The 20,370-nt window shown below is 62.4% G+C and carries 23 protein-coding genes; 15 read left to right on the top strand and 8 right to left on the bottom strand.

Features of this window, described 5'->3' with window-relative positions; translation table 11 throughout:
- Positions 1 to 167 precede the first annotated feature (167 nt).
- Positions 168 to 1,241, top strand: coding sequence for a ferrochelatase (gene hemH / locus JH15_RS06145; protein ID WP_043528008.1), 1,074 nt, complete (start codon positions 168 to 170; stop codon positions 1,239 to 1,241).
- 6 nt (positions 1,242 to 1,247) lie between these two features.
- Here hemH and JH15_RS06140 read toward each other — a convergent pair whose 3' ends face one another.
- The 6 genes from JH15_RS06140 to JH15_RS06115 are packed head-to-tail and all read right to left on the bottom strand — an operon-like array spanning position 1,248 to position 7,094.
- The gene (locus JH15_RS06140; RefSeq protein ID WP_043528006.1) at positions 1,248 to 1,640 is read right to left on the bottom strand and encodes a Na+/H+ antiporter subunit G; all 393 of its coding nucleotides are present in this window, start codon (positions 1,638 to 1,640) and stop codon (positions 1,248 to 1,250) included.
- Positions 1,641 to 1,656: 16 nt separating this feature from the next.
- Positions 1,657 to 1,926: a K+/H+ antiporter subunit F gene (locus tag JH15_RS06135; RefSeq protein WP_043528003.1), complete on the bottom strand. Its 270-nt coding sequence runs from the start codon at positions 1,924 to 1,926 to the stop codon at positions 1,657 to 1,659.
- Positions 1,920 to 2,417 carry a Na+/H+ antiporter subunit E gene (locus JH15_RS06130; RefSeq protein WP_043528000.1) on the bottom strand — a complete coding sequence of 166 codons (498 nt, stop codon included), beginning with the start codon at positions 2,415 to 2,417 and terminating at the stop codon, positions 1,920 to 1,922. The genes JH15_RS06135 and JH15_RS06130 overlap by 7 nt, the downstream gene beginning before the upstream one ends.
- Entirely contained in the window at positions 2,414 to 3,931 is a 1,518-nt protein-coding gene (locus JH15_RS06125) for a monovalent cation/H+ antiporter subunit D (protein ID WP_043527997.1), read from the bottom strand. Before JH15_RS06125 ends, JH15_RS06130 begins: the two co-directional genes overlap by 4 nt.
- Positions 3,928 to 4,275: a Na+/H+ antiporter subunit C gene (locus JH15_RS06120; RefSeq protein WP_043527995.1), complete on the bottom strand. Its 348-nt coding sequence runs from the start codon at positions 4,273 to 4,275 to the stop codon at positions 3,928 to 3,930. Before JH15_RS06120 ends, JH15_RS06125 begins: the two co-directional genes overlap by 4 nt.
- Complete coding sequence (locus JH15_RS06115; RefSeq protein ID WP_043527993.1) at positions 4,275 to 7,094, bottom strand: monovalent cation/H+ antiporter subunit A; 2,820 nt, start codon at positions 7,092 to 7,094, stop codon at positions 4,275 to 4,277. Before JH15_RS06115 ends, JH15_RS06120 begins: the two co-directional genes overlap by 1 nt.
- Before the next feature lie 299 nt (positions 7,095 to 7,393).
- Between JH15_RS06115 and JH15_RS06110 the strand changes: the two genes are divergently transcribed.
- From JH15_RS06110 to JH15_RS06075, 8 genes are all read left to right on the top strand, one after another.
- Positions 7,394 to 9,721 carry a putative monovalent cation/H+ antiporter subunit A gene (locus JH15_RS06110; RefSeq protein WP_043527992.1) on the top strand — a complete coding sequence of 776 codons (2,328 nt, stop codon included), beginning with the start codon at positions 7,394 to 7,396 and terminating at the stop codon, positions 9,719 to 9,721.
- Positions 9,714 to 10,142 (top strand): Na+/H+ antiporter subunit B, encoded by a 429-nt coding sequence (locus JH15_RS06105; RefSeq protein WP_043527991.1) that lies wholly within the window; start codon positions 9,714 to 9,716, stop codon positions 10,140 to 10,142. Before JH15_RS06110 ends, JH15_RS06105 begins: the two co-directional genes overlap by 8 nt.
- Before the next feature lie 30 nt (positions 10,143 to 10,172).
- Positions 10,173 to 10,520, top strand: a complete 348-nt coding sequence (locus JH15_RS06100) for a Na+/H+ antiporter subunit C (RefSeq protein ID WP_043527989.1) — start codon at positions 10,173 to 10,175, stop codon at positions 10,518 to 10,520.
- Positions 10,517 to 12,037, top strand: a complete 1,521-nt coding sequence (locus JH15_RS06095; RefSeq protein ID WP_043527976.1) for a Na+/H+ antiporter subunit D — start codon at positions 10,517 to 10,519, stop codon at positions 12,035 to 12,037. The genes JH15_RS06100 and JH15_RS06095 overlap by 4 nt, the downstream gene beginning before the upstream one ends.
- Positions 12,034 to 12,507 carry a Na+/H+ antiporter subunit E gene (locus tag JH15_RS06090; RefSeq protein WP_043527975.1) on the top strand — a complete coding sequence of 158 codons (474 nt, stop codon included), beginning with the start codon at positions 12,034 to 12,036 and terminating at the stop codon, positions 12,505 to 12,507. The genes JH15_RS06095 and JH15_RS06090 overlap by 4 nt, the downstream gene beginning before the upstream one ends.
- A 24-nt stretch (positions 12,508 to 12,531) precedes the next feature.
- Positions 12,532 to 12,801 (top strand): MrpF/PhaF family protein, encoded by a 270-nt coding sequence (locus tag JH15_RS06085; protein ID WP_043527974.1) that lies wholly within the window; start codon positions 12,532 to 12,534, stop codon positions 12,799 to 12,801.
- Positions 12,794 to 13,198 (top strand): monovalent cation/H(+) antiporter subunit G, encoded by a 405-nt coding sequence (gene mnhG, locus JH15_RS06080; RefSeq protein WP_043527973.1) that lies wholly within the window; start codon positions 12,794 to 12,796, stop codon positions 13,196 to 13,198. The genes JH15_RS06085 and mnhG overlap by 8 nt, the downstream gene beginning before the upstream one ends.
- 67 nt (positions 13,199 to 13,265) lie before the next feature.
- Complete coding sequence (locus JH15_RS06075) at positions 13,266 to 14,564, top strand: lytic murein transglycosylase (RefSeq protein WP_043527971.1); 1,299 nt, start codon at positions 13,266 to 13,268, stop codon at positions 14,562 to 14,564.
- 15 nt (positions 14,565 to 14,579) lie between these two features.
- Here the strand turns inward: JH15_RS06075 and JH15_RS06070 are convergent, their stop codons facing one another.
- Positions 14,580 to 15,293 carry a 16S rRNA (uracil(1498)-N(3))-methyltransferase gene (locus JH15_RS06070; RefSeq protein WP_043527969.1) on the bottom strand — a complete coding sequence of 238 codons (714 nt, stop codon included), beginning with the start codon at positions 15,291 to 15,293 and terminating at the stop codon, positions 14,580 to 14,582.
- A gap of 100 nt (positions 15,294 to 15,393) precedes the next feature.
- On the opposite strand from JH15_RS06070, the gene phaR reads away from it, so the two are divergent.
- The 6 genes from phaR to JH15_RS06040 all read left to right on the top strand — a co-directional run bounded on the left by phaR (position 15,394) and on the right by JH15_RS06040 (position 19,873).
- Positions 15,394 to 15,852: a polyhydroxyalkanoate synthesis repressor PhaR gene (gene phaR / locus JH15_RS06065; RefSeq protein ID WP_043527966.1), complete on the top strand. Its 459-nt coding sequence runs from the start codon at positions 15,394 to 15,396 to the stop codon at positions 15,850 to 15,852.
- 66 nt (positions 15,853 to 15,918) lie between these two features.
- On the top strand, positions 15,919 to 17,205 hold the full coding sequence (purD, locus tag JH15_RS06060; RefSeq protein WP_043527965.1) for a phosphoribosylamine--glycine ligase: 1,287 nt from the start codon (positions 15,919 to 15,921) through the stop codon (positions 17,203 to 17,205).
- Positions 17,206 to 17,330: 125 nt separating this feature from the next.
- A complete protein-coding gene (locus JH15_RS06055; protein WP_043527964.1) occupies positions 17,331 to 18,203 on the top strand; it encodes a phosphoribulokinase in 873 nt (290 codons plus the stop codon).
- 24 nt (positions 18,204 to 18,227) lie between these two features.
- A complete protein-coding gene (locus JH15_RS06050) occupies positions 18,228 to 18,569 on the top strand; it encodes a histidine triad nucleotide-binding protein (RefSeq protein ID WP_043527962.1) in 342 nt (113 codons plus the stop codon).
- A gap of 47 nt (positions 18,570 to 18,616) precedes the next feature.
- The gene (coq7, locus tag JH15_RS06045; RefSeq protein ID WP_043527960.1) at positions 18,617 to 19,258 is read left to right on the top strand and encodes a 2-polyprenyl-3-methyl-6-methoxy-1,4-benzoquinone monooxygenase; all 642 of its coding nucleotides are present in this window, start codon (positions 18,617 to 18,619) and stop codon (positions 19,256 to 19,258) included.
- Between the two features lie 6 nt (positions 19,259 to 19,264).
- Positions 19,265 to 19,873, top strand: coding sequence for a DNA-3-methyladenine glycosylase family protein (locus JH15_RS06040; RefSeq protein WP_043527957.1), 609 nt, complete (start codon positions 19,265 to 19,267; stop codon positions 19,871 to 19,873).
- 22 nt (positions 19,874 to 19,895) lie between these two features.
- Here JH15_RS06040 and JH15_RS06035 read toward each other — a convergent pair whose 3' ends face one another.
- The gene (locus JH15_RS06035) at positions 19,896 to 20,315 is read right to left on the bottom strand and encodes an OsmC family protein (protein ID WP_043527955.1); all 420 of its coding nucleotides are present in this window, start codon (positions 20,313 to 20,315) and stop codon (positions 19,896 to 19,898) included.
- Between the last annotated feature and the right edge of the window lie 55 nt (positions 20,316 to 20,370).

Here is a 20,370-nt window from a genome sequence, read left to right as displayed (position 1 = left end):
GCCAGGGCCAACATTAAATGCAATTCATTGCCTTGCCGAGTAGGCGCCAAGCAAGCCATATCTTGGCAAATGCTATACAAATAGCGCCGATAGTATAACTCGATTCTCTCCCCTTCCTTGAGGCTGGTAGACTTGGCACAGCCGAGCCCACCACAAGGACCGCTTGCATGTCTTCTACCGTCGTTGTCAGCGATCAGCCCGGCGAGGGCCGCCTGGCTCATGCGCCCTCCGACCACCCCCCGGTGCCCCGTGCCCGTGTCGGTGTCCTGCTGGCCAATCTTGGCACACCGGACGCCACCGACTACTGGTCGATGCGTCGCTATCTCAGTGAGTTTCTCTCTGATCAGCGGGTCGTCGACTATGCCCGTTGGAAGTGGCAGCCGTTATTGCAAGGCATCATCCTGACCAAGCGCCCGTTCAGCTCCGGAAAGGCGTATCGCAGCATCTGGAATCATGAACTCGACGAGAGTCCGCTCCTGACCATCACGCGCGAGCAGACCCACAAGATTGCCGCCCGCTTGAAAGAAGCCTACGGCGACGAGGTCATCGTCGACTTTTGCATGCGCTACGGCAATCCGTCCACGGACAGTGTATTGCGAGGTCTGCAAGCCCAGGGATGTGAGCGGATCCTGTTCTTCCCGCTCTACCCGCAATACGCGTCACCGACCACTGCCACGGCCAACGATCATGCGTTTCGCACTCTGATGCAGCTCAAGTGGCAACCGGCGATTCGTACCGTACCGGCGTATTACGCGCATCCTGACTATATCGAGGCTCTGGCTGCGTCGGTGACGGAAGCCTATGCCGCCGCCGAGCAACGTCCCAAGGTGCTGGTGGTTTCCTATCACGGGGTCCCCAAGCGCTACCTGCTCGAGGGTGATCCCTACTATTGCCAATGCCGCAAGACCACGCGCCTCCTCCAGGCCCGTCTGGGATGGGACGATACACAAATCGTCACGGCCTTTCAGTCGCAGTTCGGTCCCGAGGAATGGGTAGGCCCAGCCACGGTCGAGCACGTGGCGTCCCTGGCGCGTGAGGGCAAGAAGCGCATTGCGGTGATCTCTCCAGCCTTTGCCGCCGACTGCGTAGAAACGCTCGAAGAGATCAACCAGGAGATTCGTGACAGCTTCATGGAGGCGGGTGGCGAAGCGTTTACCTACGTGCCGTGCCTCAATGATCGTGACGACCATATCGATGCGCTGATGGCCGTCATGCGCAATGAACTGGGTGGATGGGTGTAGCCAGCCCTAGCCGTGTCCCTTGTCGGGGTGCGGTACGGGCTTCTCGCCCACTTCCTCCTTGCGTAGTTCAACCGGCATGCCGAGGGTCTTGTCGGCATGCCGCAATTGCAAGTGCAGGCCGGTCTTGGCCAATAGGTGAGCCGAGACCGGTGCGGTAATGAACAGGAACAGCGTGATCAACATTTCCTGAATATCGGGCTTGCCGTCCACGACCCAGAAATACAGCATCGAGGCGATGAGCATGCTGCCGATGCCCAGTGTGGTTGCCTTGGTGGGGCCATGCAGGCGCATGTAAAAGTCGCGCAGGTGAGCCATGCCCAACGACCCGATGAAGGTGAAGGCCCCCCCCGCCACCAGGAAGAAGGCGATGACACCCTCGAGAATCACGTATTGCGTCATGCTGTCGACTCCCTGGTCATTCGATGATATCGCCGCGCAAGATGTATTTGCAGACGGCCACGGTGCTGATGAAGCCGAGCATGGCAATCAAGAGTGCCGCCTCGAAATAGTCCTTGGTATTCAGCCACAGCCCGAGTAGCACGATCAGGGCGATGGAATTGACGTACATCGTATCGAGTGCCAGCAGGCGATCCGGCATGTCGGGGCCGACCACCATGCGATACACGTTGAGAGCCAGAGCAGCCACTACCAGGGTCAGGCTGATCCACAACGCAGTGTCTAGCATTCGTAAATCTCCTTGATGGGACGCTCGTAGCGCTCGCGGATCTGTGCGATCAGCGCCTCTTCATCCTCGACATCCAGCGCATGGATAAGAATCGACTTGCCATCCATGCGCAGGTTGGCCGACACCGTTCCCGGCGTCAGGCTGATGGTATTGGCGAGCAGGGTAATGGTGAAGCGGGACTCGAGCATCAACGGATATTCGATGAATGCCGGGCGCATGCGACGCCAGGGGTTGAGGATCAACCACGAGACTTCCATGTTGGCGGTGATGATATCTCCGAGTACCCGCAGCCCGAAGCGCAACAACAGCCACGGCCGCTTGACGTTGGGCTGGACGTCCCAGAAGCGCCGGGTGACCAGGGGGATCGCGATGGCCAGGGCACTTCCCAGCACGATATGCCCCGGATGCAGGCTGCGAACCAGCAGTAGCCAGACGATCAGCAGCAATACGCTGAGCAGCGGTGTGGGTAACCAGGTGCGTGATGCGATCATGACTCGCCTCCGGTCTCATCGGGTTCCAGCAGGCTGCGGACGAGCCGTTCAGGGTGGGCCAATTGTTCCGCCGTAGCACGGGTATAGTCGGTGATTGGCCCGGCCAGGATCACCATCAATGGCGAGGCGGCCATCAGCCAGCCCACCCCGAACCAGTGCCGCTTCGTGAGCGGCGCATGGGTCGGCTCGCCTTCATGGCTGCGCCAGAACAACGTCGAGCCGGCGCGTGACAGCGCTATTAGCGAGGTCAGGCCGCTAGCCAGCAGCAGGGGCCATAGCCACGGCTGCTGGGCATGGGGCGTGGCCTGCATCAACAGTACCTTGCCGATGGCCCCGGATAACGGAGGCAAGCCGGCCACGGTGACGGCGCCCAGGAAAAACAGGATTCCCAGCCAGCCACCGTTCTGTAGCGGCCGGCCCTTGACCAGGCGTGTGCCGGCCTTGCCCCGCTGCACACCGATCATTTCACAGAGCAGGAACAGGCCGCCGGTGACCAGAGTGGTATGCAGCAGGTAGTAGAGTAGGGCGCTGGTTGCCGCTGTGTTGCGCAACCCCACGCCCGCCAGCAGGGTGCCAATCGACACCAGCAGCAGGTAGGCGACGAGCAAGCGCAGGTCACGTGCCGCCAGTACGCCAATCGATGCAACCGCCAGGGTGACGAGTGCCATCCACCAGACCCAGGGTTGGTCGAGCGCCGCCAACGGCCCCGCATGGTCGCCGAAAATCAGCGGGTAGACGCGCAGGATGGCGTAGACACCGACCTTGGTCATGATCGCGAACAGCGCCGCCACCGGCGCCGGCGCGGCGGCATAGGCGCGCGGCAACCAGAAGTACAGGGGCAGGATGGCGGCTTTCAGCCCGAAGACCACCAGCAGAAGCAGAGCCCCCGCTCTGACCAGCCCGGCACGTTCGGGGTCGAGTTCGGCCACACGCACGGCCATGTCGGCCATGTTGAGCGTTCCCGTGGCCCCGTAGAGCACCCCCACGGCGATCAGGAACAATGCCGAGCCCGCCAGATTCAGTACCACGTAATGTAGGCCCGCGAGGATGCGTGCCTTGCCGCCGCCATGCATCAGCAGGGCATAGGAAGCCAGCAGCAGCACCTCGAAGAACACGAACAGGTTGAACAGGTCGCCCGTAAGGAAGGCGCCGTTGATACCCATCAACTGCCATTGGATCAGGCCATGGAAATTGCTGCCCTGCTCGTCATCGCCGGCGCTGGCGAACACCACGCTTCCCACCGCGAGTATCGATGTCAGCAGGATCATCAGTGCAGAGAGACGATCCAGGACCAGCACGATACCGAAGGGAGGTTGCCAGTCGCCCAATGCGTAGTAGGTGATCTCGCCACTCGCGGCTTCGATCACTAGCGCAATGGCAATGGCCAACAGACCGACTGTCGCGGCCACGCTGATGATGCGCTTGGTTCGGGTTACGCCGCTTCGTTTATGCAGCAGGACCAGGCCGGCCAGCAGCGGGAGCAGGATGGGCAGGACGATTAGATGCTGGCTCACCCGCGCTCCTCCCGCGGCTCGTCGAGTTTGCGGCCATCGACATGATCGTTGCCCAGGTCGCCCCGAGCACGCATCGCCAGGATGACCACGAAGGCGGTCATGGCGAAGCCGATGACGATGGCGGTCAGGACCAGGGCTTGGGGCAGCGGGTCGGCATAGTGGCCTTCACCGTTGAGAATCACGGCCCCGTTGGTCGTAAGTCCGCCCATCGAGAACAGGAACAGATTCACGGCGTAGGAGAGCAGCGTCAGGCCGACCACCACCGGGAAGGTGCGACCGCGTAGGGTCAGGTACAGGCCACTGGCACTGAGGATGCCGGTGGTGATGGCATACAGGCTTTCCATCAGCTTTTCTTCTCCTTGCCGGGAGTGGTCGTGGCCGGCTCCTTGGAGGGCCGGTGCGGTGTCGTCAATTTACCCAGATTGGCCAGTATCATCAGCGTCGCCCCGACCACGGCCAGGAACACCCCGAGATCGAAGAGCATGGCGGTGGCGAGCTCGAAGTCTCCTAATATCGGCAGATGGAAGTGGCCGAACGCCGAGGTCAGGAAAGGCCGACCGAACGCCCAACTGCCCAGGCCGGTCAATGTAGCGACTGCCACCCCGGCAATGGCCACCGGCTGATATTGGAAATCGAGCCGCGACTGGGCCCACTCGACGCCCCGCGCCATGTACACCAGGATCAGCGCCACGGCAGCGATCAGGCCGGCGATGAAACCGCCCCCTGGCTGATTATGTCCCCGCAGGAAGATGAAGGCAGACACCAGCAGCGCCAGGGGCAGCAGGGCCTGGGAGACACTGGTCAGGATCATCGGATAGCGGTCGGGCGACCATAGACGCCCCTCGCCATCGCTGTGCGGCATGAACAGGCGCAAACGATTGAGCAATTTGAAGATGGCCAGCCCGGCCAGCGCCAGGACCGTGATTTCGCCTAGCGTATCGAAGCCGCGGAAGTCGACCAGGATAACGTTGACCACATTGTGGCCGCCGCCGCCGGGGATGCTGTTCTCCATGAAGAAATGCGCGATGCTGCTCATGTCCCGGGTCAGCACGGCGTAATTGAGGCTGGCCACGACCATTCCCAGCGAGCCTGCCAGCAGCAGGTCGCGGATGTTGCGCTTGGCCGTCGACTCCCGGGGCGTTTTCTGCGGCAGGAAGAACAGTGCCAGCATCAGCAGGATCATGGTGACGACTTCGACCGAGAGCTGGGTCAACGCCAGGTCGGGTGCCGAGAAGCGGGCAAACGTCAAGGAGACCAGCAGACCTACCACGGAGAGCATCAACAGCGATATCAAACGATAGCGATGGGTCACGGCGGTGCCCACGGCGCCGAAGATCAACAGGGCGGCGCCGAGTATCAGCACTCCGTCCAGCGGCTGGCTCGGCTTGTCCCCGGCAAGCGTGGGCAGGTCGAGCAGCCCCAGGGTGGCCAGCAGCAACGAAGCGCCAAGCAACAGGCTCATGTAGCGCTGCAGCGAACCGTTCTCGAGGCGCAGGGTAATCGCCTGGGTGGCCGCCACCAGTGTCTGGGTACCCTGCTCGAAGCTGCGCCGTGCGTCTACCGGGGCGAACTGACGGGCAAGGCGTCGAATATGTGAATGCATGGCATACACCAATATCCCGATAGCCAGGGCAAGCACACTCATCAATAACGGCACATTGAAGCCGTGCCAGATTGCCAGATGAAACTCCAAGGCCTCGCCCAGCACGGCGCGGGTTGCCAGGTCGAGCAAGCCCGTCGCCAGTACGGCGGGGATGATGCCCACCAGCACACAAACCGTGACCAGCAGTTCCACCGGAAGCCGCATCAAGTGGGGCGGTTCATGGGGCGATTTGGGGGGGGATTCCTTGGCCGGCTTGAAGAACACCGCATGTACCAGGCGCAGCGAATAGGCCACGGAAAGAATACCGCCCAGCGTCGCCAGGGTCGGCAGCAACCAACCGAGACCGCCGAGTAGCGGGGTATCCAGCAGTTCGGTGAAGAACATTTCCTTGGACAGGAACCCATTGAGCAGCGGCACGCCGGCCATGGCCGCGGCTGCCAGGCTTACCAGCACCGCCGTGACGGGCATGGCCTTGCGAAGCCCGCCCAGCTTACTGAGCTCCCGGGTGCCGGTTTCATGGTCGATGATGCCGGCGCTCATGAACAACGAGCCCTTGAAGGTCGCATGATTGATGATATGGAACAGCGCGGCGAGGATGGCCATCGGACTGCCGACCCCGAGCAGGACCGTGATCAGTCCCAGATGACTGACTGTAGAGAAGGCCAGGATGGCCTTGAGGTCGGTCTTGATCAGTGCGAACCATGCCCCATACAAGAAGGTCGCCATGCCGGTCAGGGTGACGATCCAACCCCACAGCGCCGTGTCGCCGATCGCAGGGTGCAGTCGCGCCATCAGGAAGATCCCGGCCTTGACCATGGTCGCGGAGTGCAGGTAGGCCGATACCGGAGTCGGGGCGGACATGGCATGCGGCAGCCAGAACTGGAATGGGAACTGGGCCGACTTGGTGAATGCCCCGAGCAAGACCAGCACGAGCATCAACGGATAACGAGAATCGGCGCGAATGGCGTCGCCACTTTCCAGTACCACGCCGAGATCGAAACTTCCGACCATGTCGCCGAGCAGCAGTAGACCCGCCAGTAAGGCCAATCCGCCGGCCCCGGTGACGGTCATGGCCATCCTTGCCCCCTTGCGGGCTTCGGAACTATGCGACCAGAAACCGATCAACAGGAACGACGACAAGCTGGTGAGCTCCCAGAACAACCATAACAGCAGCAGGTTGTCAGCCATCACGATGCCGACCATGGCGGTCATGAACAGCATCAGATAGGCAAAGAAGCGACCGCTGGCCTCCTCGGCAGAAAGATAAAACGCGGCATAGAGGATAATGAGCAGGCCGATTCCCAGGATCAGCAAGGCGAACAGCAGCGACAGGCCATCGAGGCGAAATGCCAGATCGAGGCCGAGCTCAGGTAGCCAAGCCAGGGATACGCGGGGGATGTCGCCTTCGAGCAATGTTGGAATCTGCAGCAGGGTCAAGGCGAGGGCCACCGCCGGCAACGTTGCGGTGGCAAGGCTGAGCACCCCGCGGCCATAGCGCTCGGTGAACACCGGGACCAGTACGCCCAGCAGGGTCAACAAGGGTATCCAAAGCAATGTCATCGATCGGTCGTCCTGCTCGGGTCCGAAAATCCAGGAGGGTTGATACCCCTTGTAGCGCACAAGTGCAAGGTTTCCCCGCTTGCAGGGGTCGCCCAATGCCCCCTCAGTGTGGCTGTCCCTACGCAACAGTAAAGCGCAAACCTTCGCCGAACCGGACATGAGCCTTGCGTTTCATGAGCTTGAATCTATAGAGTCTAAAAGATCCATGGCGCTGTCAGCGGTCATCTCGTGATCGACGCGCCTGTCTTGCGCGGAGCGAGTGCCCGCCCGAGGCCACCACGACAAGGAGACCGTGTGTCATGCAACTTGCCGTTCTGGGAGGGTTTGTACTCGCCACCTTCGCGCCACTCCTGCATCGCTGGTTCGGTGATCGTGCCGGCCAGGTAATGGCGCTATTGCCGGGAGGCCTGGCGCTGTGGCTGTTGTTCCAGATGCCCGCCATCCTGGGAGGCGAGGTCATGGTATTCGAGCAGGCCTGGGTGCCGGGTCTCGACATTACCCTGACCTTCCTCCTTGACGGGCTGTCCCTGCTGTTTGCGCTACTGATCAGCGTCATCGGGGTCTTCGTGCTGGTCTACGCCAGCGGTTATCTCGAAGGGCATCCCGACATGGCACGCTTCCACGTCGTGCTCGTCGCCTTCATGATGTCGATGCTCGGCCTGGTACTGGCCGATAACATGGTCGCGTTCTTCGTGTTCTGGGAGCTGACCAGCGTCACGTCCTACCTGTTGATCGGCTTCAACCATACCGACCCCGATGCGCGCAAATCCGCCCTGCAGGGGCTGTTCGTCACAGCCGGCGGTGGCCTTGCGTTGATGGCGGCATTGGTCATGCTCGGCATCATGGGGGATACCTGGTCGTTCCAGGAATTGCTCGGGCAGGGCGATGCACTACGTGGGCATGATCTCTACTTTCCGATGCTGCTATGTCTTCTGGGCGGCGCCTTTACCAAGTCGGCTCAGTTCCCGTTCCATTTCTGGCTACCCAATGCCATGGCCGCACCTACTCCCGTGTCGGCCTACCTGCACTCCGCGACCATGGTCAAGGCCGGGATTTATGTGCTGGCACGCCTGCATCCTTCCCTTGGGGGCACCGAGTCGTGGGTGACGCTGCTGTCGCTGTTCGGGGCGGTGACGATGTTTATCGGGGCGTTCCTGGCCCTGCGGCATACCGGGATCAAGTCGCTGCTTGCCTACTCCACGGTCATGGCATTGGGGACGCTCACCATGCTGCTGGGGATCGGCACCGACGAGGCGTTGACGGCGTTCGTGGCCTTCCTGCTGGCGCACTCGCTCTACAAGGGGGCGCTGTTCATGGTGGCGGGTATCCTCGACCATGAAACCGGGACCAAGGATATCTCGGCGATGGGGGGGCTGGGCCGACTAATGCCGGTGACGGCGGTCTGTGCCGGTGTGGCGGCCCTTTCCCTGGGTGGCGTGCTGCCCTTGTTCGGGTTCGTCGCCAAGGAGCTGATGTTCGAGTCGGTGCTGCATGCCGAGCGGCTCTCGCTGTTCGTTCAACTGTTGAGCCTGGCGGCAGCGATTATGACGCTGGCGGCGGCGGCCATCGTGGCGCTGCGGCCGTTCTTCGGCAAGCAACGCGATTTACCCAAGACGCCGCATGAAGGCCCACCTTCGATGCTGGTCGGCCCGGTGGTGCTGGCGGGGCTATCGCTGCTGTTCGGCCTGGCCCCGGGGCTGGTAAATGGCCTGGTCGGGGCAGCCGTGACCAGCGTGCGGGGCGAAGCGCTTCCGGTCTCGCTTTCGCTATGGCATGGCGTCAACCTGGCCTTGGTGCTGTCGCTGGTCAGCCTGGCGGTGGGGCTATTGATCTTCAGGCATTGGGAGCGCTGGCGGGGCTGGCTGGGCAAGCTTGATCCGCTCTTTGCCCGTGGACCCGAAGCGGGATATTTCTGGAGCATGGACATGATCGTCAAGGTGTCCAGCTGGCAGACACGCATGCTTCAGAATGGCTACATGCGTAACTATCTGGTCATGACCCTGCTGGTTCTGGTGGGGTTGACCGGCTATACACTTTGGTCGCGGCACGTGCTGTCCTTGAGCTTTGCATTGGACGTGCGCTTTCATGAAGCGGTCGTCGCGGGGCTGATGATGTCAGGGGCCGTCGTGGCCTGCGTCATGCGACCGCGCCTTGCCGCCGTTGCCGCCGTGGGCACCATGGGCTTCGGCATCGCGCTGACCTTCGTCATGTTCAGCGCACCCGACCTGGGTATCACCCAGCTCCTGGTCGAGACGCTGACGGTCATTCTGATGATTCTGGTGCTGTTTCGGCTGCCGCGCTTTGCCAACCTTTCGACGCATCTGGAGCGTGTCCGCGACCTGGTGATCGCTACGGCCACCGGCGTGCTGGTCACCTTGCTGGTGCTGGAAGTGGTCGATCATCGATTTTTCCCCAGCATCTCTGATTACATGATCGCCAATAGCCAGCCGGAAGGGCACGGCCACAACATCGTCAATGTCATCCTCGTCGATTTCCGTGCGCTGGATACCCTGGGTGAGATGTTCGTGCTGGCACTGGCGGCGATCGGTGTCTTCGCCATGCTGCGCTTCCATGCCGACGAGTATGAGGCCCGCCAGCCCGAACGTGAGGAGCCCAGTGATGGTTAGATCAGGCACGCTGATACTCAGCGTGGCGGCACGCCTATTGATGCCGCTGCAATTGTTGTTTTCGATCTTTCTGCTGCTGCGGGGCCACGATGAACCGGGTGGCGGCTTCATCGCCGGATTGGTCGCCGCGGGGGCGTTCGCGCTTTACATGTTCGCCTACGGGACCCAGGCCACGCGCGACATGCTGCGCGTCTCCCCGAGAGACCTGATCGGGCTGGGCCTGTTTCTAGGGGTGATCTCGGCCTTCCCGGCGTGGTGGCACGACCAGCCATTTCTGACGGCCCAGTGGTGGACCGTACCGCTGATCAACTTCAAGTTCTCGACGCCGCTGATCTTCGATATCGGCGTCTACCTGGTGGTGCTGGGGTCGGTACTCACCGCCGTGATCGCTTTGATGGATACCGGGCATGCCAATGAGTGAGTCGGTCGTGCCCGGCAAGGGAGGAGAGCCATGGAACCGTTGATGGCGGTAGTGATTGGCGTGATCTATTCCGCAGCCATTTACATGATGCTGCGCCGCTCGATCGTCAAGTTGGTGATCGGCCTGATGTTGCTGTCGAATGGCGCCAACCTGCTGATCTTTACCTCGGCGGGTCTCACCCGTGGGGCGCCGCCGCTGATACCCGAGGGGCTATCCGCACCGCTTGGCGACGTGGCCGATCCCTTGCCACAAGCACTGGTTTTGACCGCCATCGTGATTGCCTTCGGCGTGCTCTCCTTTGCTGTGGTGCTCATCCGGCGCGCCTATGAGATCGTGCGCGCCGACGACCTGGACAAGATGAAGGATACCGACACGTGAGACCTGAAGTCGCGTTGCCCATCCTGATCCCGCTGCTGTCCGGGGCGATATCGTTGATGTTCTGGCGTTCTCATTTCATGCAGCGCCTGGTGGCGGTGGCCGGTAGCGGTGCACTGTTGCTGACCAGCCTGTGGCTGATGGCGTCCGTGAATGCCGACGGCATCCTGGTGATGCATATGGGCGACTGGGAGGCCCCGTTCGGCATCACGCTGGTAGCCGACCTGCTCGGTGCGATCATGGTCGTGCTGACCGGGATCATCGGGTTCGCCGTGGCGCTCTACTCGCTGGCAAGTGTCGGGCGCGGACACGAGGCCTTCGGTTACTTCCCTTTGATGCATCTGTTGCTCGCCGGGGTGGCCGGAGCCTTTCTTACCGGCGATATCTTCAATCTCTACGTATGGTTCGAGGTCATGCTGGTGGCCTCGTTCGCGCTGCTGATCCTGGGCAGCGAGAAGCCCCAGATGGAAGGGGCCATCAAGTACGTCACTCTCAATCTGCTGTCGTCGGTCATTTTCTTGACAGCGGTGGGGCTGCTCTATGGCCTGGTAGGCACGCTCAACATGGCCGACATCGCGCAGCGTCTGAGTCAGGTCGAGGACAATGGCATGATCGACGTGCTGGCGGTCATGTTCATGGTGGCCTTCGGCATCAAGGCGGCCGCGTTCCCGTTGTTCTTCTGGCTACCCGCGTCCTATCACACGCCACCGGTAGCGGTCTCGGCACTGTTTGCGGGCCTGCTGACCAAGGTCGGAGTGTATGCGCTGTTCCGTGTCTTCACGCTGATCTTCAACCAGAGTCCGGATTACACCCATGAAATCATGGTCTGGGGCGCCGGCCTGACCATGCTTTCCGGGGTGTTGGGCGCTGCGGCGCAGTTCGAGTTTCGCCGCATCCTCTCGTTCCATATCGTCAGTCAGATCGGCTACATGATCCTGGGACTGGCCCTGTTCACGCCGCTGGCCATCATCGGTGGGGTGTTCTACATCATGCATCACATCATCGTGAAGACGAACCTGTTCCTGGTCAGCGGTATCGTCAAACGTCTGCGGGGTACCTATGAGTTGAAACGCCTGGGTGGGCTTTACAAGAGCCATCCCTGGCTGGCGATCCTGTTCCTGATCCCTGCACTCTCGCTGGCAGGCATGCCTCCACTTTCAGGGTTCTTCGCCAAGTTCATCGTGATTCGCGCGGGGATCGAGGCCGAGGCCTACGGTGTCACCTTCATCGCCCTGCTGGTGGGACTGCTGACGCTCTATTCGATGACCAAAATATGGGCCGAAGTATTCTGGAAGGCCCCGCCCGAGCCTCGCGACGATGACAAGGAAATCCCCGCCATCAGCCATCGCGAGCTATGGCAGCTATACGTACCGGTGGTCGGGCTGGCGTTGTGCACGCTGTTCATCGGCCTCAACGGTCAGCCGATCTATGCGTTGGCCGAAGCGTCTGCCGAACAATTGCTCGACCCCGCTCGCTATATCGAGGCCGTGTTGGGGCAGGGTGGGGAGGTGACGCCATGATCGGTGCCACATGGAATCTACTACTCGCTCTGGCGTGGGTGGTTCTGACGGGCGACTTCAGTGGCCTCAACCTGCTGGCGGGACTCATTTTCGGCTACGTCACGCTGGCCCTGATCCAGTTTCAGGTCGATGCCCTGCACGGCTACGCCCAGCGATTGCCACGCATGCTGTTCTTCCTGGGCTTCTTTCTCAAGGAGCTGGTAGTCGCCAACTTGCGGGTCGCCTTCGACATCATCACACCGCCGTGGCACATGCGCCCCGGTGTGATCGCCATGCCGCTGCGGGCCACGACGGAGATCGAGATCACCTTCGTCGCCAACCTGATTTCATTGACCCCGGGAACCTTGAGTCTGGATGTCTCCGACGACCGTCGGGTGTTGTACATTCATGCCATGTTTCTGGATGACGAAAAGGAATTGCGGCGCAGTCTCGAGGAGCTCGAACGACGTGCCCTCGATCTGTTCCGTTAGTCATCGCGCCTGAGAGGGATACAAGTGGATATCGTGATCGTGATAACCCTGGCCGTGATGTCGGTCTCGTTGTGCCTAGCCTTCATAAGGCTCGTCCTGGGCCCCTCGCTGCCAGACCGGGTGGTGGCGCTCGAGCTTTTCTCGACCCTCATCGTGGGCATTATCGGTGTGGTGGCCATCATGACCGATGTAGCCAGTTTCATCGACGTGACCATCGTCATGGCGCTGATGGCCTTCCTGGCGGCGATCGGGTTCGCTCGGTTCCTCGAGCGGGGAGGGCCGCGAGATGATTGATGTCGTCAAGTCACTGTTCCTGCTCTCGGGGGCCGGCTTCATGCTGATGGCTGCGGTTGGCGTGCTGCGCATGCCGGATCTTCTCACCCGCATGCATGCCACGACCAAGGCGGCAACGCTCGGGGTGGCGCTGATCATGGTGGCAGTGTCGCTGCACTTTGCCGAGGTTGCCGTGGTGGCCCGTGCCTTCGGGGTCATCGTTTTTCTGCTGATGACGGCGCCGGTAGCCGCGCACGTCATCGGCCGGGCTGGCTACTTCGTCGGCTCCAAGCTGTGGAGTGGCACGGTCAAGGATGAACTGCGCCCCAACTACGATCCGCTGACCCACGAGCTCAAGAGCGGTTTGGAGACCGAGGCCAATGCGACTCGGGAGACCAGGGATACCGACACGCCCTAGGCCGCGTTATGATGCGCCGAAATCGGTGCTCTGCGCCGCTACATTCCGCCTTCGTTCAAGGAAGACCATGCGCAAGACCTTGCTTCCCACATTGGTTCTGGCCGTCCTCACCGGCTGCCAGGCCGGCCCCGGTGTCAGCCAGCCAGTGGCAGACACGCAGACGCCAGCGCCCGCGACAGCCTCCGTCGATGGAGAGACCACCGAGGCGGCCCAGGAAGTAATCACGCCACCGAGTTTTGAGGCCTGGATCGCCTCGTTTCGGGAACAGGCCCGCGCCGAGGGCATCGCTGCCGAGACGCTTGATGACGCCTTGGGCCCGGTTCGCTACCAGCCCCGGGTGATCGAACTCGACCGGTCCCAGCCGGAGTTCGTACGCCCGATCTGGGCGTATCTGGACTCGGCCGTCTCGACGACCCGTGTCGAGCAGGGCCGGCAGAAACTACGCGAACACGAGAACACGGCCCGTCGTGTCGAGCAGCGCTACGGCGTGCCCCGTGAGATCATTACCGCCATCTGGGGCATCGAGAGCAACTACGGGAGTAACTTCGGCAACTTTTCGACCATCGATGCCTTGGCCACACTGGCCTATGACGGACGTCGGCGTGATTTTGCCCGCGGCGAGCTATTGGCTGCTCTGCGTATCCTCGAGGCTGGTGACATCCGCCGCGAGCGCATGCAGGGCTCATGGGCAGGTGCCATGGGCCACACCCAATTCATTCCTTCGAGCTTCGAACGCTACGCGGTCGATGGCGATAACGACGGTCGGCGCGATATCTGGGGCAGTATCCCTGACGTAATGGCCTCCACGGCGCATTACCTGGCCGAGGCCGGTTGGCAGACCGGACAACCTTGGGGCGTGGAAGTGCGCTTGTCCGAGGGGTTCGATTATTCACAGGCCGAGCTGGATACCCGCCGCACCCGCCAGGCGTGGGCTGACCAGGGCGTACGCACCTTGACCGGCGAGCCGCTCCCCGCATTCGACAGTGCGTCGGTGATCGTGCCTGCCGGCGCGCAGGGGCCGGCATTCCTGGTCGGCCCGAATTTCCGCGCCATTCTGCGCTACAACAATGCAACCAGTTACGCCCTGGCCGTGGCGACGCTGTCCGATCGGATTGCAGGACGCGATGGGATCAGCCAATCCTGGCCTCGCCACGAACAGCCGCTGACGCGCAGTCAGGTGCGAGAGCTGCAAACACTGCTCAATGAAAGCGGCTTCGAGACGGGCACACCCGATGGGGTATTGGGCCCCAATACGCGCCAGGGGCTGCGTGCTTTCCAGCGAAGCATTGGCGAGATACCCGACGGGTTTGCGACTGTCAGGCTACTGGAGCGGTTGCAGGCCCGTGCGCAACAAACGTCGCGCTAGACGAGAAGCGCTGCGCTAGAACAGCCTTGCCAGCAGGGCCGTCACCGCCGTTTCCACGCGCAGGATGCGTTCGCCAAGGTGAACGCCCTGGCAGCCTGCCGCCTGCAACGCCTCTATTTCGTAGGGGATGAACCCACCTTCCGGTCCGACGACCAGCAGGGTGGGCTCGTCTATTCCACGCGGGCAGGCATCGGGCATGCCGGGGTGCGCCACCAGGCCGCGACGACCGGCCAGCAACGTTGGCAGCTCGTCCTCCACGAACGGCTTGAAGCGAGTCGCCATGTCGAGCTCGGGCAGTAGCGTATCGCGGGCCTGCTCGAGCCCCAGCACCAGATGCTGATGGATCTTGTCGGGCCTGAGCTCCGGCGATTGCCAATAGCTCTTCTCTACTCGCCGGGTGTGCAACAGGGTGAGTCGTTTCACCCCCAGCGCGGTGACGTGTTCCAGCGTGCGCGCCAGCATCCGCGGGCGTGGCAGGGCCAGCACGAGATGGACAGGCAATGCCGCAGGCGGTGCCTGATCGAGCCCGTCGAGGATGAATTCGGCGCGATTCTCGTCCAGGTGGTGAAGCCGCCCTCGTCCTACGCCGCCCCCGATTAAACCGAGGGTCAGTTCGTCTCCTACACGGGCGCCATGCACTTCGTGCAGGTGACGCAGGCGGCGTGGATCGCGAACGACCGCCAGGCGGTCGTCGAACAGGTCGGCGGGGTCGAGCAGGATCAGGTTCATGAGGTCTCGGTCACACGAATTGGCTTGAAGCTTAGCGCGGTGCACAATACCAGCAAAGACAACGACTAATCAGTCACGACAACAATTCAGGAGCAGCGCCGTGCGCGTAATACGCAAGTATGCCAACCGTCGGCTCTACGATACCGAGCAGAGCCGCTACGTCACCCTCGAGGATCTGCGCCGCCTGATTCTCGACGAAGTGCCGTTCCGGGTCGAGGATGCCAAGAGTGGCGAAGACCTGACCCGCACCATCCTGCTGTCGATCATCATCGAGCAGGAACAGACCGATGGCGATGCCGAGGTGTTCTCGAACGACCTTCTGCAGCAGTTGATTCGCGTCTACGCCATGTCCCAGCCCCTGCCGCTGGCCCGCTATCTCGAGCAGGGCACTCGTCTCATGCTCGAGCAGCAGCAACGCATGCAGGACCAGTGGCAACAGGCGATGCGTCACTCGCCCATGGAGTTCATGCGCGAACTCGCGGAAGAGAACATGCGCTTCTGGCAGCAGACCATCAACCAGCGTCGTCGGGACGACGAAGACAACAGGGGCGGCGAGTAGGGAAGGCCCCGCCGCTTTCTGGCATAATGCGCCGATTTTCCACACTCATCGAGCAAGGTTGACGAGATGAAGGTCCTGATCATCGGCGGCGGTGGCCGCGAACATGCCCTGGCCTGGAAGGTCGCCCAGTCGTCGCGGGTCAGCGAGGTCTACGTGGCGCCGGGCAATGCCGGAACCGATCGCGAGCCGGCGCTGACCAACGTGGCCATCGATGCAGACGATCTCGAGGCCCTCGAGGCCTTCGCGTTGCAGACTGCCATCGACCTGACCATCGTCGGTCCCGAGGCGCCGCTGGTGGCCGGCGTCGTCGATCGCTTCCAGGCGGCCGGTCTGACTATCTTCGGCCCCTCCCAAGCCGCCGCCCAGCTTGAAGGCTCGAAATCCTTCACCAAGGATTTCCTGGCGCGCCACGCCATCCCCTCTGCCGATTATCAGACGTTTACCGCAGTCGAGCCGGCGCTGGATTACCTGACCGAGCGTGGGGCGCCGATCGTCATCAAGGCCGATGGTCTGGCGGCCGGTAAAGGGGTCATCGTGGCCATGACCGAGATCGAGGCCGAAGCGGCGATTCGCGACATGCTCGAGGCCAATGCCTTCGGCGACGCCGGGGCGCGCGTGGTCATCGAGGAGTTTCTCGAGGGTGAGGAGGCGAGTTTCATCGTCATGGTCGACGGCGAAAACGTGTTGCCCATGGCCACCAGCCAGGACCACAAGCGGGCCCTGGATGGCGATGCCGGCCCCAACACCGGGGGCATGGGCGCCTATTCACCGGCCCCCGTGGTCAGTGAGGCCGTCTATCAGCGGATCATGGACGAGGTGATCCTGCCCACGGTGCGTGGCATGGCCGACGAGGGGCATGCCTATACCGGTTTCCTGTATGCCGGGTTGATGATCGATGCGTCGGGAGCGCCCAAGGTCATTGAATATAACTGCCGCTTCGGCGACCCCGAGACCCAGCCGATCCTCCAGCGGTTGCGCTCCGACCTGGCTGAACTATGCCTGGCGGGGGCGAGTGGCGGATTGGCCGGGCTGAGTTGCGACTGGGACGCACGCCCTGCGGTGGGCGTGGTGATGGCCGCCGGCGGGTACCCCGGGAGCTATCGCAAGGGCGACCTCATCGAGGGGCTGGAAGGACTGGATGGCGAAGATATCAAAGTCTTTCATGCCGGTACCGCACGTGACGACCAAGGTCGAGTCGTCACCAGCGGGGGGCGCGTGCTATGTGTGACGGCCCTGGGCGAGAATGTGTCTCTTGCGCGGGATCGAGCCTATGAGGGGGTTGCGGCGATCCATTGGCCGGATGCCCAGTATCGGCAAGATATTGCCTACCGGGCCATCGCCCGGGAATCCTGACAGCAAGGAGCATGAATGGAATGCGTGCAATCGGCACTTCAAACCGAGGCCGTGCGGTATCGCCCTGCGGTAGCGGTTCCCGCCTTCGCGCGCGCCGCCGTAGTGGCCATACGGGGTAATGACTGATGTCACGGGAATATCCCATTATTGCCATCACCGGCTCATCGGGCGCCGGGACGACCACGGTGCGTCGTACCTTCGAGCGCATGTTTGCCCGAGAGGACGTGCACGCTGCCTTCGTCGATGGGGATGCCTTCCACCGCTACAGCCGCAGTGAGTTGGCGCGCCTGTTCCAGGAAGAGCCCGATCGTGCCGGTGAACTTTCGCATTTCGCAGTCGAGGCCAATCTACTCGATCGTCTCGAAGCCCTGTTCGTGGAATACAGCGACAACGGCAACGGTACCTACCGCCACTATATCCATGCCGAAGACAAGCGCATGCTGGAGTGCGGCTACCAGGTCGGGACGTTCACCGAGTGGGAGCCCTTGCCGTGCGGTACTGACCTGTTGTTCTACGAAGGACTCCACGGCGGGCTGGTGACGGCGGATATCGACATCGCTCGCCACGTCGACCTGCTGGTGGGTGTCGCGCCAACCATGAACCTCGAGTGGATTCAGAAGATCGACCGCGACACGCGGATGCGCGGTTATTCCCAGGAGGCGGTGATCGATACCATCCTGGGTCGGATGAACGATTATGTTCGCTATATCCAGCCGCAATTCTCACGCACTCACATCAACTTCCAGCGTGTGCCGACCGTCGACACGTCTAACCCTTTCGAAGTGCAAGACATCCCCACCGACGCCGAATCCTTCGTGGTGATTCGTTTCCGGGACCCTTCGTCGGTGGACTTCCCCTACCTGCTGGCAATGATTCAGGATGCCTTCATGAGCCGACCCCATACCCTGGTGGTTCCCGGCTCCCGCATGTCACTGGCCATGGAGCTTATCCTGGCCCCGCTGGTGCGCCACCTGCTGGCCCAGCGCCGTTTTCGCTAACGCCCGAGCATGAGGAGAGATGCCATGGATTGCCTGTTCTGCAAGATCATCAATCGCGAGATACCGGCCGATATCGTCTACGAGGACGACGAAGTATTGGCATTCAAGGATATCGACCCGCAGGCACCGACCCATATGCTGGTGATACCCAAGCGGCACATCGCTACCCTCAACGACATCGAGGAGCGCGACCTGTCACTGGTGGGCCGCTTGCCGCAAACGGCCGCCAAGCTGGCGAAGGAGCAAGGGTTCGCCGACGAGGGCTACCGGGTCGTGATGAACTGCAATGAAAACGGTGGGCAGACCGTCTACCATATCCACATGCATCTGATGGGTGGTCGTCGCTTCACCTGGCCGGCGGGCTAGCCGCCAGCGATCCCCATACACCGGCCGCGAACGATAGGGAACCCGACATGACGCGTCAGCTTTCACGCACCGACAACCTCGTGCATCAGTTCGATACCGTGCTCCGCACGCTGGTGCCGCATGCCGCCAAGCCTTCCCGGCCCTCGCCTGCCCGGGACATCGTCGACGAGCCGATGACCGATATCGAGCGCGAGCATGCCATCGGCCTGATGCGCATCAACCACACCGGCGAGGTGTGCGCCCAGGCGCTCTACCAGGGGCAGGGCATGACGGCCAAGTTGCCGGATACCCGCGAGCAGATGGAACAGGCCGCGCAGGAGGAGATCGATCACCTGGCATGGTGCGATACCCGGCTTCGGGAGCTCGATGGCCACACCAGCACGTTGAATCCGGTATTCTACGCTGCATCGTTCGGCCTGGGTGCGCTGGCAGGCGCCGTGGGCGACCGCGTCAGCCTCGGCTTCGTTGCGGCCACCGAGGAGCAGGTGGGGCGTCACCTCAATAGCCATCTCGAACGGCTTCCGATTGGCGACCGTCGTTCACGCGCCGTACTCGAACAGATGCGCATCGATGAAGCCCACCACGAACGGTGGGCGCTGGAGGCGGGCGGCGCGCGCTTCCCCTTGCCGGTCAAGTTCGGCATGCGCCTGATGTCCAAGGTGATGACCAAGAGCGTCTATCGGTTCTGAGCGGGCATGTCCGAAGCGATCCATCGTCATTGCGTCGAGGTGGCGGCCGGGCTGAGCCCGGCACTGGCCGAGGCCATCGCGGCAGGGGGGCCGCTGACCCTGATCGCCGACGATAGTCAGCCTTTGGCCGAGCGCTTGTGCCGCTCGGTGGCGGGGCAACAGCTGTCGGTGAAGGTGGCACGCTCGATCTGGCAACGGGTGCTGGTCGCCGCGGACGCGACGCCACTGAGCGAGTACTTCTGCGAAGCCAACACCGAAAGACTACGCCAGTGCGGCCTGTCGGCGGCCAAGACGCGCGCCATCTGTGCCATTGCCAGCGAAGCGCGGGCCGGGGGGCTGGAAGCTGACGCCTTGCGCGCGCTCGATCCCGCTGCGCGAGCCGCCCACCTTACAGCCCTGTGGGGTGTGGGCCAGTGGACGGCTGACATGATCTCGATCTTCTACTTCGGCGAACCCGACATCTGGCCCGACGGCGACGTGGCGGCACGCAAGTCGCTCGTGCGGCTGACCAGCGCGCGTCGCAAGACGCCGCGTACCGCGGCACGCTTCGCCCCTTATCGGTCCTACCTGGCGCTCTATCTGTGGCGATACGTGGACACGCCGGCGCCTGTCTGAGCCGACCGTGTCCGGCCTGGGGTTATTCGTCGACGATATTGTAGGAGTGGCTGACCTCCACCCCGCCGCGCGCCAGCATGATCGAGGCGCTGCAGTACTTCTCGGCGGAGAGCTCGACGGCGCGCTTGACCTGAGCCTCCTTGAGTCCCTTCCCGCTGACCGTGAAGTGCACGTGAATCTTGGTGAAGACGCTGGGTACCTCATCGGCACGTTCGGCCTCGATGCTGGCGACACAGTCGCTGACCGGCGCGCGGGATTTCTCCAGGATCTGCAGCACGTCGAACGCGGTACAGGCACCCATGCCCATCAACAGCATTTCCATTGGCCGCGGCCCGGTGTTGCGGCCGCCGTGGTCAGGGGGGCCATCGATGACGACGCTATGGCCGCTTCCCGATTCGGCGACGAACTGGCGACCATCGGTCCACTTGATACTGGCTTTCATGGCAGGTTCCTTCATTCACTGCAGTGTGACTGGGTATGCGCTCGATCCGTGCAGC

Source organism: Litchfieldella xinjiangensis (genome assembly GCF_000759345.1).
In the GTDB taxonomy this organism is placed as follows: Bacteria; Pseudomonadota; Gammaproteobacteria; order Pseudomonadales; family Halomonadaceae; genus Litchfieldella_A; species Litchfieldella_A xinjiangensis.
Note: the sequence above shows the minus strand (reverse complement) of the source record. Positions and strands in the feature narration are given on the sequence as shown.

Excerpts from the sequence above, each read along its gene's own strand:
- hemH (WP_043528008.1), top strand. The coding sequence starts at position 168 with ATGTCTTCTACCGTCGTTGTCAGCGATCAGCCCGGCGAGGGCCGCCTG.
- JH15_RS06140 (WP_043528006.1), bottom strand. The coding sequence starts at position 1,640 with ATGACGCAATACGTGATTCTCGAGGGTGTCATCGCCTTCTTCCTGGTG.
- JH15_RS06135 (WP_043528003.1), bottom strand. The coding sequence starts at position 1,926 with ATGCTAGACACTGCGTTGTGGATCAGCCTGACCCTGGTAGTGGCTGCT.
- JH15_RS06130 (WP_043528000.1), bottom strand. The coding sequence starts at position 2,417 with ATGATCGCATCACGCACCTGGTTACCCACACCGCTGCTCAGCGTATTG.
- JH15_RS06120 (WP_043527995.1), bottom strand. The coding sequence starts at position 4,275 with ATGGAAAGCCTGTATGCCATCACCACCGGCATCCTCAGTGCCAGTGGC.
- JH15_RS06115 (WP_043527993.1), bottom strand. The coding sequence starts at position 7,094 with ATGACATTGCTTTGGATACCCTTGTTGACCCTGCTGGGCGTACTGGTC.
- JH15_RS06110 (WP_043527992.1), top strand. The coding sequence starts at position 7,394 with ATGCAACTTGCCGTTCTGGGAGGGTTTGTACTCGCCACCTTCGCGCCA.
- JH15_RS06105 (WP_043527991.1), top strand. The coding sequence starts at position 9,714 with ATGGTTAGATCAGGCACGCTGATACTCAGCGTGGCGGCACGCCTATTG.
- JH15_RS06100 (WP_043527989.1), top strand. The coding sequence starts at position 10,173 with ATGGAACCGTTGATGGCGGTAGTGATTGGCGTGATCTATTCCGCAGCC.
- JH15_RS06090 (WP_043527975.1), top strand. The coding sequence starts at position 12,034 with ATGATCGGTGCCACATGGAATCTACTACTCGCTCTGGCGTGGGTGGTT.
- mnhG (WP_043527973.1), top strand. The coding sequence starts at position 12,794 with ATGATTGATGTCGTCAAGTCACTGTTCCTGCTCTCGGGGGCCGGCTTC.
- JH15_RS06075 (WP_043527971.1), top strand. The coding sequence starts at position 13,266 with ATGCGCAAGACCTTGCTTCCCACATTGGTTCTGGCCGTCCTCACCGGC.
- JH15_RS06070 (WP_043527969.1), bottom strand. The coding sequence starts at position 15,293 with ATGAACCTGATCCTGCTCGACCCCGCCGACCTGTTCGACGACCGCCTG.
- purD (WP_043527965.1), top strand. The coding sequence starts at position 15,919 with ATGAAGGTCCTGATCATCGGCGGCGGTGGCCGCGAACATGCCCTGGCC.
- JH15_RS06055 (WP_043527964.1), top strand. The coding sequence starts at position 17,331 with ATGTCACGGGAATATCCCATTATTGCCATCACCGGCTCATCGGGCGCC.
- JH15_RS06050 (WP_043527962.1), top strand. The coding sequence starts at position 18,228 with ATGGATTGCCTGTTCTGCAAGATCATCAATCGCGAGATACCGGCCGAT.
- coq7 (WP_043527960.1), top strand. The coding sequence starts at position 18,617 with ATGACGCGTCAGCTTTCACGCACCGACAACCTCGTGCATCAGTTCGAT.
- JH15_RS06040 (WP_043527957.1), top strand. The coding sequence starts at position 19,265 with ATGTCCGAAGCGATCCATCGTCATTGCGTCGAGGTGGCGGCCGGGCTG.
- JH15_RS06035 (WP_043527955.1), bottom strand. The coding sequence starts at position 20,315 with ATGAAAGCCAGTATCAAGTGGACCGATGGTCGCCAGTTCGTCGCCGAA.